The 17207-nt window shown below is 59.0% G+C and carries 12 protein-coding genes, 1 tRNA gene and 1 pseudogene; 6 read left to right on the forward strand and 8 right to left on the reverse strand.

The window, feature by feature from the left end:
• Positions 1 to 1120 precede the first annotated feature (1120 nt).
• Positions 1121 to 1615: a zinc ABC transporter substrate-binding protein gene (locus J4G14_08045; protein MCE2457753.1), complete on the forward strand. Its 495-nt coding sequence runs from the start codon at positions 1121 to 1123 to the stop codon at positions 1613 to 1615.
• Between the two features lie 227 nt (positions 1616 to 1842).
• On the opposite strand, the gene J4G14_08050 is transcribed toward J4G14_08045, so the two are convergent.
• Positions 1843 to 1918: transfer RNA gene (locus J4G14_08050), tRNA-Phe, on the reverse strand.
• A gap of 151 nt (positions 1919 to 2069) precedes the next feature.
• Between J4G14_08050 and J4G14_08055 the strand changes: the two genes are divergently transcribed.
• Together J4G14_08055 and J4G14_08060 are read left to right on the forward strand one after the other, a co-directional pair.
• The gene (locus J4G14_08055) at positions 2070 to 2267 is read left to right on the forward strand and encodes a type II toxin-antitoxin system VapB family antitoxin (GenBank protein ID MCE2457754.1); all 198 of its coding nucleotides are present in this window, start codon (positions 2070 to 2072) and stop codon (positions 2265 to 2267) included.
• On the forward strand, positions 2264 to 2632 hold the full coding sequence (locus J4G14_08060) for a type II toxin-antitoxin system VapC family toxin (GenBank protein ID MCE2457755.1): 369 nt from the start codon (positions 2264 to 2266) through the stop codon (positions 2630 to 2632). The genes J4G14_08055 and J4G14_08060 overlap by 4 nt, the downstream gene beginning before the upstream one ends.
• Positions 2633 to 2671: 39 nt before the next feature.
• On the opposite strand, the gene J4G14_08065 is transcribed toward J4G14_08060, so the two are convergent.
• The 5 genes and pseudogenes from J4G14_08065 to amt all read right to left on the reverse strand — a co-directional run bounded on the left by J4G14_08065 (position 2672) and on the right by amt (position 13893).
• A complete protein-coding gene (locus tag J4G14_08065; protein ID MCE2457756.1) occupies positions 2672 to 4138 on the reverse strand; it encodes a glutamate synthase subunit beta in 1467 nt (488 codons plus the stop codon).
• A 65-nt stretch (positions 4139 to 4203) separates the two neighbouring features.
• Complete coding sequence (gltB, locus tag J4G14_08070; GenBank protein ID MCE2457757.1) at positions 4204 to 8763, reverse strand: glutamate synthase large subunit; 4560 nt, start codon at positions 8761 to 8763, stop codon at positions 4204 to 4206.
• A gap of 87 nt (positions 8764 to 8850) precedes the next feature.
• Positions 8851 to 10185, reverse strand: coding sequence for a glutamine synthetase (locus J4G14_08075; protein MCE2457758.1), 1335 nt, complete (start codon positions 10183 to 10185; stop codon positions 8851 to 8853).
• Between the two features lie 329 nt (positions 10186 to 10514).
• Positions 10515 to 11914: pseudogene (glnA, locus tag J4G14_08080) on the reverse strand (type I glutamate--ammonia ligase).
• Positions 11915 to 12579: 665 nt separating this feature from the next.
• Positions 12580 to 13893 (reverse strand): ammonium transporter, encoded by a 1314-nt coding sequence (gene amt / locus J4G14_08085; GenBank protein ID MCE2457759.1) that lies wholly within the window; start codon positions 13891 to 13893, stop codon positions 12580 to 12582.
• 441 nt (positions 13894 to 14334) lie between these two features.
• Here amt and J4G14_08090 point away from each other — a divergent pair, with 441 nt between their 5' ends.
• Both J4G14_08090 and J4G14_08095 read left to right on the forward strand, forming a co-directional pair.
• Complete coding sequence (locus tag J4G14_08090; GenBank protein ID MCE2457760.1) at positions 14335 to 14799, forward strand: SDR family NAD(P)-dependent oxidoreductase; 465 nt, start codon at positions 14335 to 14337, stop codon at positions 14797 to 14799.
• Positions 14709 to 15143 (forward strand): SDR family oxidoreductase, encoded by a 435-nt coding sequence (locus J4G14_08095; GenBank protein MCE2457761.1) that lies wholly within the window; start codon positions 14709 to 14711, stop codon positions 15141 to 15143. The genes J4G14_08090 and J4G14_08095 overlap by 91 nt, the downstream gene beginning before the upstream one ends.
• A 226-nt stretch (positions 15144 to 15369) precedes the next feature.
• On the opposite strand, the gene J4G14_08100 is transcribed toward J4G14_08095, so the two are convergent.
• On the reverse strand, positions 15370 to 16113 hold the full coding sequence (locus J4G14_08100) for a pentapeptide repeat-containing protein (protein MCE2457762.1): 744 nt from the start codon (positions 16111 to 16113) through the stop codon (positions 15370 to 15372).
• A gap of 33 nt (positions 16114 to 16146) precedes the next feature.
• Positions 16147 to 16623 (reverse strand): pyridoxamine 5'-phosphate oxidase family protein, encoded by a 477-nt coding sequence (locus J4G14_08105; GenBank protein MCE2457763.1) that lies wholly within the window; start codon positions 16621 to 16623, stop codon positions 16147 to 16149.
• Between the two features lie 161 nt (positions 16624 to 16784).
• Between J4G14_08105 and J4G14_08110 the strand changes: the two genes are divergently transcribed.
• A complete protein-coding gene (locus J4G14_08110; protein MCE2457764.1) occupies positions 16785 to 17036 on the forward strand; it encodes a hypothetical protein in 252 nt (83 codons plus the stop codon).
• Positions 17037 to 17207: the final 171 nt, after the last annotated feature.

A 17207-nucleotide genomic window follows, 5' to 3' on the forward strand; every position in this document is an offset into this window, starting at 1 on the left:
TCGCCATCGCTGCGCCTGTCGGTGGACTCTATGCCAGCCCAGGTCACCGTTTTGGCTTCGCGCTCGCGCGTGGCGAGGGTGACAACGACGACAGGGTGCACGTGTTCGACGGCGGTATCTATCTCGAGCCCCACGGCGACCATGAGGACCTGGTGACCGACGAAATTACAATGCTCTCCCTGGAGTCCAGAGACGAGCGACCGATCCACTTCGCGAACGGATATGGCTGGACGGCCATCTTCAACGACGGTACTGGACGTGTGTCGCTGTTCGAAGAGCACGAAATGGAAGAGTTCGGGAACGAGTACAATATTGAATACTTGGAGTCGGGACCACAGCATGGAGCGGCGGTGCCCATGGGTAGCGACATCTTCGCGATAACAGTTGTCAATCCCGACTACCCTGACAAGACCGAAAGCACTCTGCCTGTTGGAGTCGAGGTTGTCGACCTGGATCGAAACGTCCTGTATGGAGACGCCTCAAACTCGTGCCCGGGTATGCATGGCGAAGCGCACAACCACGACGGGGCAGCATTTGGATGCGTTGGCGGGGTGCTGTTCATCGAGTACCACGACGGCGAGTTCGCTGAGATGCGCGAGGAATCTCGCATAGGCTCAATCTGGGGGCATGAGGCCTCACCGCACTTCTTCGGAAGCGCGTCATACAGAGGCGAGGATGGTTTCGTAAACGACGGAATCTGGATGATCGACCCCGAGGGTCGCTCGATGGTACAGGTGATTACACCAGAAAACGGTAAGCAGAGCGCTGCCTCAGCATTTGGCGCCGACGGTCACGAGTTCTTCGTGCTCACTTATGACGGATTGCTCAATGTTATCGAAGCAGAGACAGGCGAGGTGGAGGACGTTTCCCACGAGCCTCTCGTGGATCCCATAGAGCCGGGCGGCGCCTCACCGTCGTTCGTAGTTGTAGGGGAATTGCTCTACCTGGCAGATCCGGCCAGTGGTCACGTGATCGAGTACAGCCTGGAAGAATTGGAGACTGAGCGCGAATGGGAAGTCGATGGGTCCCCAAGCCGAATAGCTTTCCTTGGGCTGCCTGGCATCGAGGATGACGATCACCCTGAAGAGGGACACGACCACGGCCCACTCGATCCTCACTTCTGGTTCGATCCGCATCGTGTAGAGCGTGCTGTGAACGAAATCGCCGCCAGGACGGCAGCGACACCTATCTCTCCAACGCCGCGGCGTACGGTGAGGAACTCGAGGAACTGGACCACTGGATCGAGGAGCAGGTCGCTGCGATACCTGAGGACAGGCGTCTGCTGGTCACCAGTCACGACAGCTTCCAGTACTTCGCAGTCGCGTACGGATTTGAGGTCGTCGGGGCCGTCTTCCCTGGCGGGACCACGGAGACTGAGCCTTCAGCTCAGGAGATGGCAGAACTGATACACGAAATCGAGGAGGCCGGCGCGCCAGCCGTGTTCACTGAGACCATCGTGTCCGATACGCTGGCAGCGCGAATCGCCGATGAAGCAGGCGCGTCGATCATCAACGGCCTGTACACTGGCTCTCTCAGCGCCTCGGGTGGCGATGCCGACACGTACCTAGAGCTCATGCGCCACAACACCCTGGAAATAGTCGCAGCGCTCAAGTAACGGCGGAGTAGCTTCGGGAATCCCTGCCGCTGCATATACGGCGCGCAGCTAACCAGAAAGAACTCAGCCCTCTCCAGTGGCAGGAGAGGGCTGTTTCATTTGGGCAAAAGCTCCTCCGGGCATTGAAGGCGCCGAAGGTTAGTGAAGTCTGGAGCGGGAGAGGGGATTCGAACCCCCGACCCCTTCCTTGGCAAGGAAGTGCTCTACCACTGAGCTACTCCCGATAGTGGTGCCGAGGGTCAGAATCGAACTGACGACACCAGCATTTTCAGTGCTGTGCTCTACCAACTGAGCTACCTCGGCTAAATTGGCGTCGTTAATGGTAGGGTTTGGCGGTTTTGAGTGTCAAGGATGGGTAGGGAACAGGGGGTCCATTCAGTCTTCAATAAGCATTAATATTAACATCAATTGATGTATAATATGATGTACTTGGGTTAAGCGACGGAGGCCGACTGTGAGGACTACGATCAACATCGACGATGAGCTGCTGGAGAGCGCCAGAAGGCTGACCGGGATTGAAGGCACGACCGCGTTGGTGCGCGAGAGTCTCCGCGCCCTGGTCGAGCGTGAGAGCGCTCGCAGACTTGCCAGGCTAGGCGGCACTCAACCTCACTTGGAATACGTGCCCCGACGTCGGAGCGAGCCAGCTTGATTCTGGCCGACACTTCAGTCTGGATCGATCACCTCAGGACCAGAGACCACCATCTGGCCCTCTTGCTAGGCGAGGGCCAGGTGTTAATTCATCCGATGGTGATAGGTGAATTGGCCTGCGGCAACCTGAGTAATCGCACCGAGGTGTTCAGTCTCCTCAGAACAATGCCCAGCGTTACGGTCGCGACCGACGACGAAGTGCTCTTCTTCATCGAGAATCACCGGTTGATGGGCAGAGGTATCGGATACATCGACGTCCACTTGCTGACATCTGTGGTCATGACACCTCCAGCAATGCTGTGGACTATAGACAGACGTCTAATGAGACTGGCAGACGAGCTGGGGGTTGCCTACGATCGCACGTAGCAGAGAAGTAATGTCGACCGCGAACCACGGTCGCAGTCATTACATGGTTGGGACGGTGTTTACGGAGTTGGGCAGGTTAGTGGAGCCCATGAGGTACTGGTCGATGCCGCGGGCGGCCTCTCTACCTTCGGCGAGCGCCCACACGACCAGCGACTGGCCTCGGGCCATGTCACCGGCGGCGAAAACGCCTGGGACCGTCGTCATCTTGTCGGCATCGGTAACGACGTTGCCACGGCCATCAACATCGACTCCGAGTTGCTCGAGCATCCCTGCCTTTTCGGGATGAACGAAACCGAGGGCGAGCAAGACCAGGTCGACGTCGAGTTCGAACTCAGAGCCTTCAACCTCAATCATGGCGGGTCGACCTGTATGGTCAGGCGGCCCCCAGTCCAGTCGGACTGCGTGCATCTTCTGGACCGTACCGTTTGAGCCTGAGAAGCTCCTGGTGAGGATGTTGTAATCGCGGACTGCGCCCTCCTCGTGTGAAGACGAGGTCCTGAGTATCGCCGGCCACTGCGGCCAGGGATTATCGTCTCGACGGACCATCGGAGGCTCGGGCAGCAGCTCGAACTGGTACACGACCTCGGCGCCCTGCCTGTGAGCGGTGCCGACGCAGTCTGATCCCGTATCACCGCCTCCTAGTACAAGCACACGCTTGCCCTCGGCGAGTATCCGTTCGTCCGAACCGACGGTCTGACCCTCGTTGATGCGGTTCTGCTGAGTGAGGTACTCCATGGCAAGGTGGACACCATCGAGCTCGCGACCCGGTATCGGGAGGTCGCGCGCAATCGTAGAGCCTCCGGTCAGACAGATTGCGTCGAAGTCGGAGCGAAGATCAGCGGCGGGTACGTCCTGTCCGACGTAGACGCCAGTCCTGAACGTGACTCCCTCTGCCGCCATCTGATCGACACGGCGCTGGACGACTCTCTTTTCCAGCTTGAACTCGGGGATGCCGAGTCGCAGCAGTCCGCCGACGTATTCGTTACGCTCGAATACGGTGACTGTATGTCCGACGCGGTTGAGCTGCATCGCGGCAGCCATACCCGCAGGCCCGGACCCAATCACCGCAACGCTCTTGCCGGTGCGAGTCTCCGGCGGCTCGGGGACTATCCATCCCTCGTTCCAGCCCCGGTCGGCAATCGCCTTCTCTATGTACTCGATGGTTACAGGGTCATTGTTGATGTTGAGGACACACGAGCCTTCGCATGGAGCCGGGCAGATGCGTCCGGTGAATTCCGGGAAGTTGTTGGTGGAGTGAAGCTCATGAAGGGCCTCGCGCCACTTGCCTCGGTACACGAGGTCGTTGAAGTCAGGGATGATGTTGCCCAGCGGGCACCCGCCCATGCAGAACGGCACCGAGCAGTTCATGCACCGACCGCCCTGCTCACGGGCTTCCTTTTCAGACCACTCGTTATAGAACTCGAGCCAGTGCTGAGTCCGTTCTGAAGGGTCCTGCGTGGGCGGCGTGCTGCGCGCCCACTCCATGAATCCTGTCGGTTTTCCCATTCGCCGTTTTTTCCTAATGGTCGACCGCGGCCGATGGCTGCCGTCTGTCTATTTTTCGGGGAGGCCTAATCGCCAGCAGGTACGGCAGTTGCCTGGTCTTTCGCGGCGCGCTCGGCAAGGACTCGCTTGTAGTCTATCGGCATCACCTTGACGAAGCTCGGAAGCATCTCGTCCCAGTTGTCCAGAACGCGCTGGGCATTGGCGCTGCCGGTGTAGGCGAGGTGGTCTTCGATCTGCCTTCTGACCGCTGCGATGTCGGCGCTCTCTTCAAGGTCCTCCAGCAGGACCATCTCGGTGTTGCAGAGGTCGCCGAAGCTACCATGCTCATCGAGGACATAGGCTTCGCCTCCGCTCATGCCAGCGGCGAAGTTGCGGCCCGTCGGTCCGAGTACCACGATGCGCCCGCGCGTCATGTACTCACACCCGTGGTCTCCGACTCCTTCAACCACGGCCTCAGCGCCCGAATTGCGTACTGCAAACCGTTCGCCAGCAACACCGCGGATGAATGCCTGTCCGCTAGTCGCGCCGTACAGGGCTACGTTGCCGATGAGGATGTTCTCCTCAGGGACAAACTGGGCCTGCTCGGGCGGTCTGATTGTCACTCGCCCGCCTGAAAGGCCCTTGCTGAAGTAGTCGTTCGCATCGCCTTCGACGTGGAAGGTCACTCCCTTGGCAAGGAATGCGGCGAAGCTCTGGCCAACCGAGCCCTTGAATCCTATGGTGATTGTGTCCTCAGGAAGACCGTCCTCGCCGTACCTGACTGCAATCTCGTAGCTGAGCGTCGTGCCAACGGTCCTGTTTGCGTTGGAGATGGGCAGTTCAAGTTCGATTGGAGTACCCGACTCGATCGCGTCGTGACACAGTTCGATGAGCCTGTTGTCGAGGGCTTTGTCGAGTCCGTGGTCCTGGGCCTCGCAGCAGTAGGTTGCGATGTCGTCCGGGACGTCCGGCATCTTCAGAAGGCGCGAGAAGTCGAGTCCCTTTGCCTTCCAGTGCTCGATGGCCTCCCGCGTGTCGAGGCGGTCCATCCTGCCGACCATCTCGTTGATGGTGCGGAAGCCCATCTCGGCCATGATCTGCCTGAGTTCCTCGGCAACGAAGAAGAAGTAGTTGATTACGTGTTCGGGCTGACCCGCGAACCTCTTGCGAAGCTCAGGGTCCTGCGTGGCGATACCCACAGAGCAGGTATTGAGGTGGCACTTTCTGAGCATGATGCAGCCCATCGCGATCAGCGGGGCCGTCGCCATGCCAAATTCCTCGGCGCCGAGCAGGCAGGCAATGGCCACATCTCGACCTGTCTTGATCTGCCCATCGGTTTGGACGATTATCCGGCCGCGCAGGTCATTCTCGACGAGCACCTGCTGAGTCTCAGCGACACCGAGCTCCCATGGCAGGCCAGCGTACTTGATGGATGCCTCCGGCGATGCGCCGGTACCGCCGCTGTCGCCGCTGATCAGCACCACGTCGCCGTGGCCCTTTGATACGCCTGCTGCGATCGTGCCGACTCCGGCCTCCGCGACCAGCTTAACGTGAATCCTAGACTTCGGGTTCGAGTTCTTCAGGTCATGGATGAGCTGTCCGAGGTCCTCGATGGAGTAGATGTCGTGATGAGGCGGAGGTGAGATCAGCTCGACTCCGGGCGTCGAGTTGCGGACCCAGCCGATATACTCGTCCACCTTATGGCCGGGGAGCTGTCCACCCTCGCCGGGCTTCGCACCCTGTGCCATCTTGATCTGCAGGTCCGTCGCATTGGCAAGATAGTTTATCGTCACACCAAAGCGGCCGGATGCCACCTGCTTGATTGCGCTGTTGCGCATGTCGCCGTTGGGATCGGGCTTGTAGCGATGCCAGTCCTCGCCGCCCTCGCCAGTGTTGGAGCGGGCGTCGATGCGGTTCATGGCAATCGCGAGCGCTTCGTGTGCTTCCCTGCTTATCGAACCCAGCGATATAGCCCCAGTGGCGAACCGCTTGACGATCTCGCTGGCGGACTCGACCTCATCCAGTGAGACCGGCTCATCTGCGAACTTGAAGTCGAGCAGGCCGCGAATGGTGCACATCTGCTGGGAGTAGTCGTTGGCCCAGTTTGCGAATTCCTTGTATGTTGCCCAACTGTTGGACTTAGTGGCGTACTGGAGCTTCGCGATGGTGGTGGGGTTCCACATGTGGTACTCGCCATCGCGTCTCCACTGGTAGAAGCCTCCGGCGTCCAGTTGCATACTACCCGGCGTTACGAGATTAACGTAGGCGAAGGAGTGTCTTGCTCTCGACTCTTCTTCGATCTCCTCAATGCCGATCCCGCCGATCCGGGAGGGTGTCCATGCGAAGTACTCGTCGATGAATTCTTCGTCCAGTCCGACGGCCTCGAATATCTGGGCGCCCCGGTAGCTCTGAATCGTGGAGATGCCCATCTTGGCCATGATCTTCACGACGCCTTTATGGGCGCCTTTGATGAAGTTATACTCCGCGGTCTTGTAGTCGATATCGGTAAGGAAGTATTCCTCGCGGATCATGCTCTCCATAGACTCGAAGACCATGTACGGATTGACCGCACCGGCGCCGTAGCCCACCAGCAGGGCGAGATGCGCGATGTCGCGCGGCTCTCCCGATTCGACGACAAGGCCGCAGCGTGTGCGAGAGCCCTCTCGAATCAGGTGGTGGTGAACACCGGCGGTTGCCAGCAGGCTTGGAATGGGCGCATGATCTGAGTCCACGCCGCGGTCCGAGAGAATTAGAATCGAGTAGCCTTCCTCGATGGCCTGCGACGCCTCGCGGCACAGACTGTCCATGGCGCGCTTGAGTCCGCCGCGCTCTTCGGGATCGAAAAGCATCGGCAGCGTCTTGGAGCGAATGCCGTTGACGTCGATCTCACGGATCTTCTCGAGGTCCGAGTTAGTGATAAACGGTTCTCTGATGGTGAGCTGACGGCAGTGTTCAGGCGACTCGTCGAACAGGTTACGCTCGCGCCCGATCATGGCGCGGGTCGAAGTGACCAACTCCTCGCGAATCGAGTCCAACGGCGGATTCGAGACCTGGGCGAAGCGCTGCCTGAAGTAGTGGAACAGCACTGGGGACTGCTCTGACATAACTGCCAGAGGGACGTCCGTGCCCATTGAGCCAACAGGGTCTGCTCCGGTGAGGGCCATGGGCTCCAGGATTATGCGGAGGTCTTCAAGAGTGTAGCCGAAGGCTGCCTGCCTGCTTTCCAGAGTTTCGAAGTCCGTACCGTGGACACTGGCTGGTTCCGGCAGTTCTTCAAGCTGAACCATGTTGTCTTCGAGCCATTGGCCGTATTGCCGCCGCGACGAGAGGGCAGATTTGAGCTCGGAGTCCTGCACGATCTCGCCGCGCACGGTGTCGAGCATGAACATGCGGCCGGGGTAGATACGCTCTTTGTAGAGGACTTTCTCTACGGGCACGTCGAGCACGCCAGTTTCGGAGGCCATAACCAGGATATCGTCTGTGGTGACCAGGTAGCGACACGGGCGGAGACCGTTCCGGTCGAGTACAGCGCAGATCTTCTCACCGTCTGAGGCGATGATCAGCGCAGGACCATCCCACGGCTCCATCATGGACGAGTGGTACTCGTAGAAGTCCTTCTTGGACTGGTCCATCGGGATCTGATCGCCCCACGCCTCCGGGATGAGCATCATCATAGAGTGATCCAGGGAGCGACCTGACGCGAGCAGTGTGTCAAGTGCGTTGTCGAGTGTGGCTGTGTCGCTCTGCAACGGCGTGACAACCGGCGTGATCTTGGCGATGTCACCGCCGAGAATATCGGACTTGAATTTCTTCTCCCTGGCGGTCATCCAGTTGATGTTGCCCTGGAGAGTGTTGATCTCGCCGTTGTGGATGATGAACCTGTACGGATGGGCGAGTCTCCACGCGCCCAGAGTGTTGGTTGAAAAGCGTGAGTGCACGAGCGCGAAGGCAGTTACCATCTCTTCGTCATTGAGATCATGGTAAAAGTCACTGAGCTGGTGGGCCATAATCAGGCCCTTGTACACGACGGTCTTCGAAGACAGACTGCAGATGTAGAAGTCACTCTTTGCGGAGAGGTCGTCTCCGAGGATAGCTTTCTCAGCCTGTTTGCGGATGACCAGCAGGCGCAGGTCGAAGTCTCGCCCTGCCCCGGTCACTTCGCCGCGCCCTACCAGGAACTGCCGAATGGTCGGCATCACACGCGCAGACAGAGTACCTATGTTGTCCGGCGAAACAGGAACGTCGCGCCAACCCAGGAACCTCTGCCCCTCTTCTGCAACGATGCGCTCGACGGCTGCCTCGCAGTGTACCCGCTCGTCGGGATCGCGAGGGAGGAAGGTCATGCCGACGCCGTAGTCGCTCTGTTCGGGCACTGCGATTCCTACTTTGCCGAATACCGACACGATGAATTCATGCGGCATCTGGACCATAATGCCTGCGCCGTCGCCGGTCGCCGCGTCGGCTCCCGAGGCGCCCCTGTGGCCAAGGTTTATCAGGACCTCAAGGCCCTGCTCGATGACGCTATGTGACTTTCGGCCCTTTACATTGGCGACGAGCCCGACTCCGCAGGCTTCGTGCTCAAACGCCGGACTGTACAGTCCGTCAGTCGAAAGCTGGGGCGTGTAGTCCTTGTTATAGCTGCTCATCTCAATCTACCTGGTAGTTCTGATGTAGGGCATGTGCGGGTGGTCCGGCTGAGCCTTCACCGGAGGCCGACCTTGCTGTGCAGAGTGCTACAGGGCCGGCAAGTATCGGGCTATTTCGTAGTCTGTCACCTGAGATCTGTATCGATCCCAGTCGATCTTCTTGTTTTCCACGAAGCTATCGAACACCGAGTCTCCGAGCGCGCTGCGTACAAGCTCGCTCTCTTCAGTAATCCTTAGCGCTTCCAGAAGGTTGGATGGGAGCGACTCGATTCCGTGAGCCTGCCGTTCTGCATCGCTCATGCCGAAAACGTTGGCAACCGTAGGATCCGGCAGTTCATACTGCTTTTCGATTCCCTCGAGGCCGGCAGCGAGCATGACGCTGAATGCCAGATAAGGATTGCAGGCGGGGTCAGGAGAGCGAAGCTCCACGCGTCGAGACTCCTCTCGGCCCTGCTTGAAGCTGGGCACGCGAATCAGGTCTGCCCTGTTGACAGTAGCCCAGGTAACGTGGACCGGAGCCTCGAAGTTGGGAACAAGTCTCTTGTACGAGTTAACCCACTGGTTGGTGACGGCGGTAATCTCGCGGGCGTGCTTCAGCAGCCCGGCGATGAAGTGCCTGCCGACGGCTGAGAGACGGTCGGGGTCCTCGGCGTCGTAGAACGCGTTGCGTCCCCCTTCGAAGAGAGACTGGTGGATATGCATGCCGCTTCCATTGACGGAGGCGATCGGCTTGGGCATAAAGGTCGCGTAGCAGTCGTGACGCTGCGCGATTTCCTTGACTACCAGCTTGTACGTCATGACCGTATCAGCCATCGTCAGCGCGTCTGTGTGGCGAAGGTCAATTTCATGCTGGCTGGGGGCCACCTCGTGGTGGCTGGCCTCGACGGGTATGCCGAGCTCTTCGAGCATGAGCACCGTCTCACGGCGCATGTCTGTGCCGAGGTCGGTCGATCCCTGGTCGAAGTAGCCGCCCCTGTCCATGGGCGAGGGATCAGAATCGTTGTTGAAGTAGAAGTACTCGATCTCCGGGCCCACGTAGTAGGTGTATCCCACCCTTGCGGCCCGCTCGATGTTACGCCTCAACACGAACCTGGGGTCGCCCTCGAAAGGCGTCTCATCCGGCGTAACGATGTCGCAGAACACACGGGCGACCGCGTTTTCACGGGGACGCCAGGGCAATATCGCGAAGGTGTTGGGATCGGGCAACGCGTAGAGGTCTTTCTCCTCGTGGCGGGCGAATCCCTCGACAGCAGAGCCGTCGAATCCCATGCCCCTCGTCAGGGCGGATTCGAGCTCTTCGACAGTAATGGCGAACCCTTTCAGGTTTCCCAGAATGTCGGTAAACCAGAGGCGGATGAACTTAACATCGTTGTCCCTGGCCTCTTTGAGGGCGTATTCAATTGCGAGGTCGCGGTCTACCACAGGAAAGACCTGAAATAATGGTATCGGAGCGGGGAGCACCCTTCGGAAAATCGCAGATTGAGCCCTCGTGTGGAGGGGGATACATTAGACACTGGACACACGTCCGCACCGAGGGAAATCATAGCAAAATGTAGCACTTTGTGAAAGTTGTGTCAATCTTCGAGCGGGTGTTCCCCATACCCTGCCAAGACCCGAGGTCTGAGGTCGCCCCGCTTACCAGACAGGTACCCGTTCAACCGAATATCAGGCCCCATGAGGCGACGTAGATGCTAAAGGGGCGACCCGTTGTGGATCGCCCCTTAGTTTGCTCGCTTTTGAACGGGACTGGCCTAGGCGTCGTAGTAGAGGAAGAACTCGTATGGGTGCGGGCGCAGGCGAATGGCGTCCACTTCCTCTGTGCGCTTGTAGTCCAGCCAGGTCTCGATCAGGTCGGACGTGAAGACGTCGCCTGCGAGCAGGAACTCGTAGTCTTCCTCGAGCGCGTTCAGCGACTCTTCAAGACTACCGGGGACCTGCTGCACGTTGGCAGCCTCTTCGGGCGACAGGTCGTAGAGGTCCACGTCCATCGGGTCGCCTGGGTCGATCTGGTTGTTGATGCCGTCCAGTCCGGCCAGCAGCATAGCGCTGAAGGCGAGATACGGGTTGGCCGTCGGGTCCGGGCAGCGGAACTCTACGCGCTTTGCAGGCGGCGTATCGAAGTATGCCGGGATGCGGCAGCACGCGCTGCGGTTGCGGGACGAGTATGCCAGGTTCACCGGAGCCTCGAAGCCCGGCACCAGCCTGCGATACGAGTTTGTGGTCGGTGCCGCAAACGCCAAGAGCGCCGGAGCGTGCTGGAGAATGCCGCCGATGTAGAACTTCATCGTGTCGCTCATGTTGGCGTAGCCGTCGCCGTAGAAGATGTTGGTGCCGTCTTTCCAGATGCTCTGGTGGGTGTGCATGCCGGTGCCGTTGTCGTCGAACAGCGGCTCTTGTGGGCGATGTTCTTGACCAGGTACTTGTAGATCATGATGTTGTCGGCAGTCTTTACGAGCGTGTCATACACGATGTCGATCTCGCCCTGTCCGGCGGTGGCGACCTCGTGGTGCTGCTTCTCGATCTTCATGCCCCACTTCTGCATTTCAATGATCATCTCGGAGCGGATGTCGCTCTGAGAGTCAACGGGAGGTGCGGGGAAGTAGCCGCCCTTGTGACGCGGCCTGTAGCCATTGCTGCGGGTAACTCCGTCCAGCATGTACTCATTGCCGGCGTTCCAGATGCCCTCGTCCGAGTCCACCCTGTGGTGGGACGAGTTGGCGTCCTGGCCAAAGGTGGCGGAGTCGAAGATGAAGAACTCGGCTTCAGGGCCCCAGTAGCTTGTGTCGCCGATGCCGGTGGTGCCGAGGTGTGCCTCAGCCTTCTGGGCGATGTTCCTGGGGTCGCGGGAGTAGTCACTGCCCGTCAAAGGGTCGCGGATGTTGCAGAGCAGGCTGAGCGTCTTGATGCCGTAGACAGGGTCCAGGTTTGCGGTGCTGGCGTCCGGGACGATTAGCATGTCGCTCTCGTCGATGGTCTGGAAACCCCGGATGCTGGAACCGTCAAAGCCGGTGCCGCTTGCAAAGAGGTCCTCAGTGATCTCGCTGGGCGGTACGCCTACGTGCTGCAAGGTGCCCGGCAGATCGGTGAACTTGAGATCGATGATCTCAACTCCCTCGTCTTGAATGAATCTAATGACTTCTTCTGGTGTCATCTTTCCTCTCCTTAGCTTCTCTCGTCATCACAGCAGCCAGTCTAAAAGGGGCTTTCTTGGCGCCTGTGAACATTCCTCACAAATTAAAAGTGCCCGACCGGCAATCGGTCAGGCACCATTCTAGCAAAGGGGGTTTTGGTGTGACGATTCCGCCGAATAGTAGGGTTCGCCCACCCCATCGGCGATCCGCGTTAAACGTTACTCTCTGTTCTTGCGCAGCTTGCTGGGAAGGACGACCCAGAGTCCAAACAGACCTACGAAAGCTACGCCGCCGAGTATTGCTTCGACACCCATTTTCTTGTTCTTGCTCCTGGTTGCTGGTCTTCGGGCTGCCGGTGTTTTCCCGGCCCCTTGTTTGTTCGACGCTCACATTATTCCAGCGCCATGTTTCGATGATGTTTCGCAGATGTTAACTTTGTGTTACATGTCACAAAGTCCCTGGCATGGACAATCAGCGCTCCGACCGGGAGTCAATCTGCCCAGCGAACCGTCCTTCGACAGGCTCCCTTCGACAAGCTCAGGGCGAACGGTTGGGCCTTGCAGTCACGCTCCATATGGAAAGGAAAGTGGTAAAAGAAGAGGTCCCGTCCGCTCAAGCCCCCTTGGAGCGGCCGGGACCTACTAACTAAGGGAATAAAATCGTCTTTAGGCGATCAACCTGGTATCTAGTTTGCGAGTTCCGGGTAGGCAGTCGCGCCGTGCTCGGGCTCGTCCAGTCCGCTCTCTTCCTCTTCTTCCGAGGCCCTGAGACCCATGGAGAGGTCGATAGCCTTGAATAGGATGAGTCCGATGCCGAGACCCCAGGCCAGGGCAACGATGATTCCGACGATCTGCGGACCGAGCTGAGCGGCGTTTCCGGCGATCAGGCCTTCGACGCCGTTGTGGCCGGATGCGAAGATGCCCACTGCCAGCACGCCCCAGGCTCCGCAGATGCCGTGAACGGCGACTGCACCAACGGGGTCGTCAGCCTTGACAACGTTCTTGATGAACGCGACGCCCGCGATCATGAGGCCACCGGCGATCAGTCCGATTACCACAGAAGCCCACGTGTCCACGTATGCACAGCCGGCCGTTATTCCAACGAGTCCCGCCAGTGCGCCGTTGCATGCCATCTCGATGTCGGCCTTGCCCGTGCGCACCATAGTGATATAGATGGCCGCGGTAGCTCCGGCGGCGCCGGCCAGAAGCGTGTTGACCGCGTTCAGGCCCAGGGAGCCGGAGTTTACGTTGAATCCGAACCATCCGAAGAACAGAATGAACGTGCCGATAACTACGTACGGGAGGTTGTGTCCCTTCAGCTCGGCGCCCTCTCGGAAGCCCTTCCTGGGTCCGACGATGATCGCGCCGGCCAGCGCAAGGAATCCACCTATCATGTGGACGACCGCCGAACCGGCGTAGTCGGCCATGCCCAAGGCGGCGAGCCATCCGTCGTCGCTCCATGCCCAGTGGCCGTAGATCGGATAGACGACTGCTCCCACGATGAAGCTGTACGCGAAGTAGGCGTTGACTTTCGTGCGCTCAGCCATCGCTCCCGCGATGATCGTTGCGGCAGTACCGGCGAATACCATCTGGAAGAACCAGCTCACCAGCTGCGAGTCATCGAAGTCTACGAGGAAGAAGCCCTCGAGGCCGATGAAACCGGAAGCAGCGCCGCCACCCATCATCAGGGCGAATCCGAATGCCCAGAATCCAAGTGATGCGATACAGAAGTCCAGGAAGGACTTCGTCATATAGTTGATGGTGTTCTTGGAGCGAATCAGCCCCGCTCCAAGGAACGCGAATCCGGCCTGCATGAAGAAGACCAGCGCAGCGGCGACGACTGTGATGAGGTTTTCAACCTTCGAGTCGACGTCATCTATGCTCATATCCTGTGCATAGGCTGTCCCTATCGTGCCGAGGAATATCCCCACCCCCAGCAACGCCAGCATTACAAGCCGGAGCTTAAACGGCGTTAAACCTAAAACTCCTGTGTTGAACAATTTATTTACCTCCTCATGAAGACGGGGGCCTATAACCTTCGACTAGAGAGCGTAGGCTATGGGTGTTTCCAAACCTTTTCTCCGATGTAACATTTTTGTTGCGTTAATGTTGCAGAAGTGTTAACTGTCGCCTCGTGACATTCCGATCTGACCGTCCCGCAGAAGGCAACGCCAGTTCTGTCGAGGCGCCGCATGACGAGCTGTGTCACGCGCCAGGGACCTGTTCCGGATTGGTGGGCAGTTCAAGAGGCGAACGCACTTCGACAGGCTCCCTTCGACAAGCTCAGGGCGAACGGTTGCGGGCAAGATGCCCACGCTCCAAATACGGGTGCCTACTACTCTGGGAGAGAGTCCCGCGGCAAATCCTGCCTTGTGCAGGGGCAAGAGATGGGAGAGTATTGGGTTCAGAAAACTACCTTTAAGGAGGCGGCCAAAGTGGATATGGGACTTACCGACAAGCTCGCGCTGGTGGCCGGCGGCAGCCGGGGCATCGGCAAGGCGATCGCACTCGACCTCGCCCGCGAAGGCGCGGACGTGGCGATAGCAGCGCGCAACGCCGAGCAACTGGAGCGTACAGCTGCTGAAATAGAAGACCAGACGGGTAGACGGGCCATTCCGCTGGTCTTCGACGCGACCAGCACTGAGCAGTCAACGAATATGGTCAACGATGCCGCTGCGCAACTCGGTGGTCTTCACATTCTCGTAAACAGCGCGTCGCTGCCGGGTGGGTCGCCCTCGGCGACTGGGCCGGTGGAGACCGTGGACGAGGAAGACCTGCTGAGAGACTTCGACGTCAAGTATGTCGGCGCGTTGCGCTGCGCCAAGGCGGCCCCCACATCAAGGAGCAGGGCTGGGGCCGGATCATCAACATCAGCGGCACTAACGCACGGAGGGCTGGCAACCTGAGCGGCGGTGCACGAAATACGTCCATGGTGCACATGACCAAGACGCTTGCACTTCAGCTTGGGCCGTTTGGCATTACGGTCAACTGCATCCATCCTGGAACGACGCGCACGGAGCGAACTCCGGGCATGTTGGAGGCGCGTGCCAAGGAGCTTGGCATCACGGCCGAGGAAGTGGAGCAGAGAGATTTCGCTACTGGATCCCCGGGAAGCAACGCTATCGGAAGAATGGTGGACGCAGACGAGGTCGCCTACGTGACCACCTTCCTAGCTTCTGACAAGGCGTGGGCTATCTCAGGCGAGCTTATCGTTGCGACCGGAGGAGCTGGGAGCTTCGTCTACTACTAGGACTCGTCGAAGTGCACCAGGCATGACCAGAAGCTTCGAGAATCACTGGATTGTCGTGCGGCCCGCCGCGACGGGTGGATTCCGGCCTACGCCGGAATGACGGTTGCAGGATTAGGACTCGTCAAAGTGCACCAGGTATGACCAGAAGCTTCGAGAATCACGGGATTGCCGTGCGGCCCGCCGCGACGGGTGGATTCCGGCTTTCGCCGGAATGACGGTTGCAGGATTAGGACTCGTCGAAGACGACTATTCCAAATCCGTCGAAGACCAGGGTGTTGACCTGAGCGGGCAGCATGATCGCGCCGTTCAGCCTGGCGCGTACGAGGTGGGAACCTGATATCACGGCGCCTCTGAGGTCAGCACCGTCGAACTTCGTTTGATCGTCGACGAACACGCCCGTGAGATGACAGTCTACGAATACGGCATCGGTGAAGTCGCAACCACCCAGATCGGCCTCTGTGAAGTTGATCGACTCAAGCTTCTGACCCTTGAAGCTGTGGCCTCGCAGGGACGCCAGGCTGAAGTCGGTGCGCTCGATCTTGACGCCGTCCAGCCTCGCGCTGGCCAGGTCCACGCCCCTCAGTCGTGACCCAGTCAGGTCGACTCCGAAGAGGTTGGCTTCGAACATGTCGGCGCCCGAAAGGTCCGAGTCGGTGATCCTGGACAGGTTCAACTGCGCACCTCTGAGCCTGGCCGACGTCAGGTTGCTTCCTGTTATCTCGGCTTCGTGAGCCTCGATGCGCTCCAGTATTGCGCTCTCGGCCACGGAGTTGGTCAGACGCATCCCAGGGCAGATGAGGTTCGTGAGGTCCGCCCGGATAAGAGTACAGTTGTCCACCAGGAGCGAGTCGGTCTCGATGTTCCGAAAGTCCGCGCCGTCGAAGTTGCACTCTTTGAATTCGGCAACGTCATCGAGCATGGCGTAGAAGGCGTCGCCGTCGGTTATGGTGAGGTTTTCGTAGGTCGTCATCTGCGAGCTATTCAGGTTGTGAACGCCGGAACGTCAAAACTGCCAGCGTGTGGCAGTCTTGGGAAAGTCGCTTTCGGTCCAGGCGATCACCTTGGACATTTCCAGAGTGTACACTTCTTCGAGTTCGCCTCCGAAAGAAATGCCGTACTTGGATTCATATGCGCTGACGATCTCGGCAGTGGCTCGATGAAACAGCATCTGTCCCTCGAGGATTACGACGTGGTCACCGCTCTCCAGATGCACGACTGTCCGGGGATCACGCCGTATGTTCCGATCCTTCAGGGAGTCGGGGTCCGAGAAGAAGTGGAACTGGTCATTCAGCCACAACCCCCAGACCGGGACTACGTGAGGCGGCCCATCCGCGCGATTGGTTGCGATCCAGTAGCTGCGGGCCTCCGACATCTGCTCAACGACCCACGTCCACTCAACCGGCTCGAAACCATACTGTGGATCGCCCACTCCGTAGCCTTCCGGCATGTGCGGGCGGTCTCTCTGTGAATTTGACTCCAAGGGCTCAACACCTCACAAATAACGCCTTGAGATCCAGATTAGCCCATATCCTCTCGTGAGAATATACTTGACCAAAGGCCAGAAAACTGATATTTGATTGTTAACATCAGTGGTACAATGGTGTGGTGGGCACCGATTCATAGGTCCAGGACAGGACGGCAATGGTCATCAAGAACTCGCTACACGAACTCGTCGAGGAACTACCGGAGGAGGAGCTGACCACGGCTCTGAGGTTCCTGCAGTACCTGCGAGACATGGGCGGCGACCCATTCGTCGAGACGGTCATTCCGGATCTCGACGAAGAGGATGAGTTGTCGCTTGAGGAGCTTCCGCTCGAAGACCAGGAGCGATCGGTCGCTGACGCCTGGCAGGAGTATATCGACAGCAAGGCCACGTCAGGGCAAGCCCTGTAGCCTTCGTGTGTCGAGGGCCTTCCTCCTGCGGCCCAGTAAGCTTAAGTCTGTATCAGGCCACTCCTGACTTCCCCACGGAGAATTAGCTCTCCGGCATTCTGTCCAACCTTCGCGCTTCGCACCCAGGTGCACACTCACGCTATCCTTCGTGCGTAGCGTGCCCTACCCACC

Source organism: Dehalococcoidia bacterium, assembly GCA_021295915.1.
Lineage (GTDB): Bacteria > Chloroflexota > Dehalococcoidia > Lucifugimonadales > UBA1123 > VXRN01.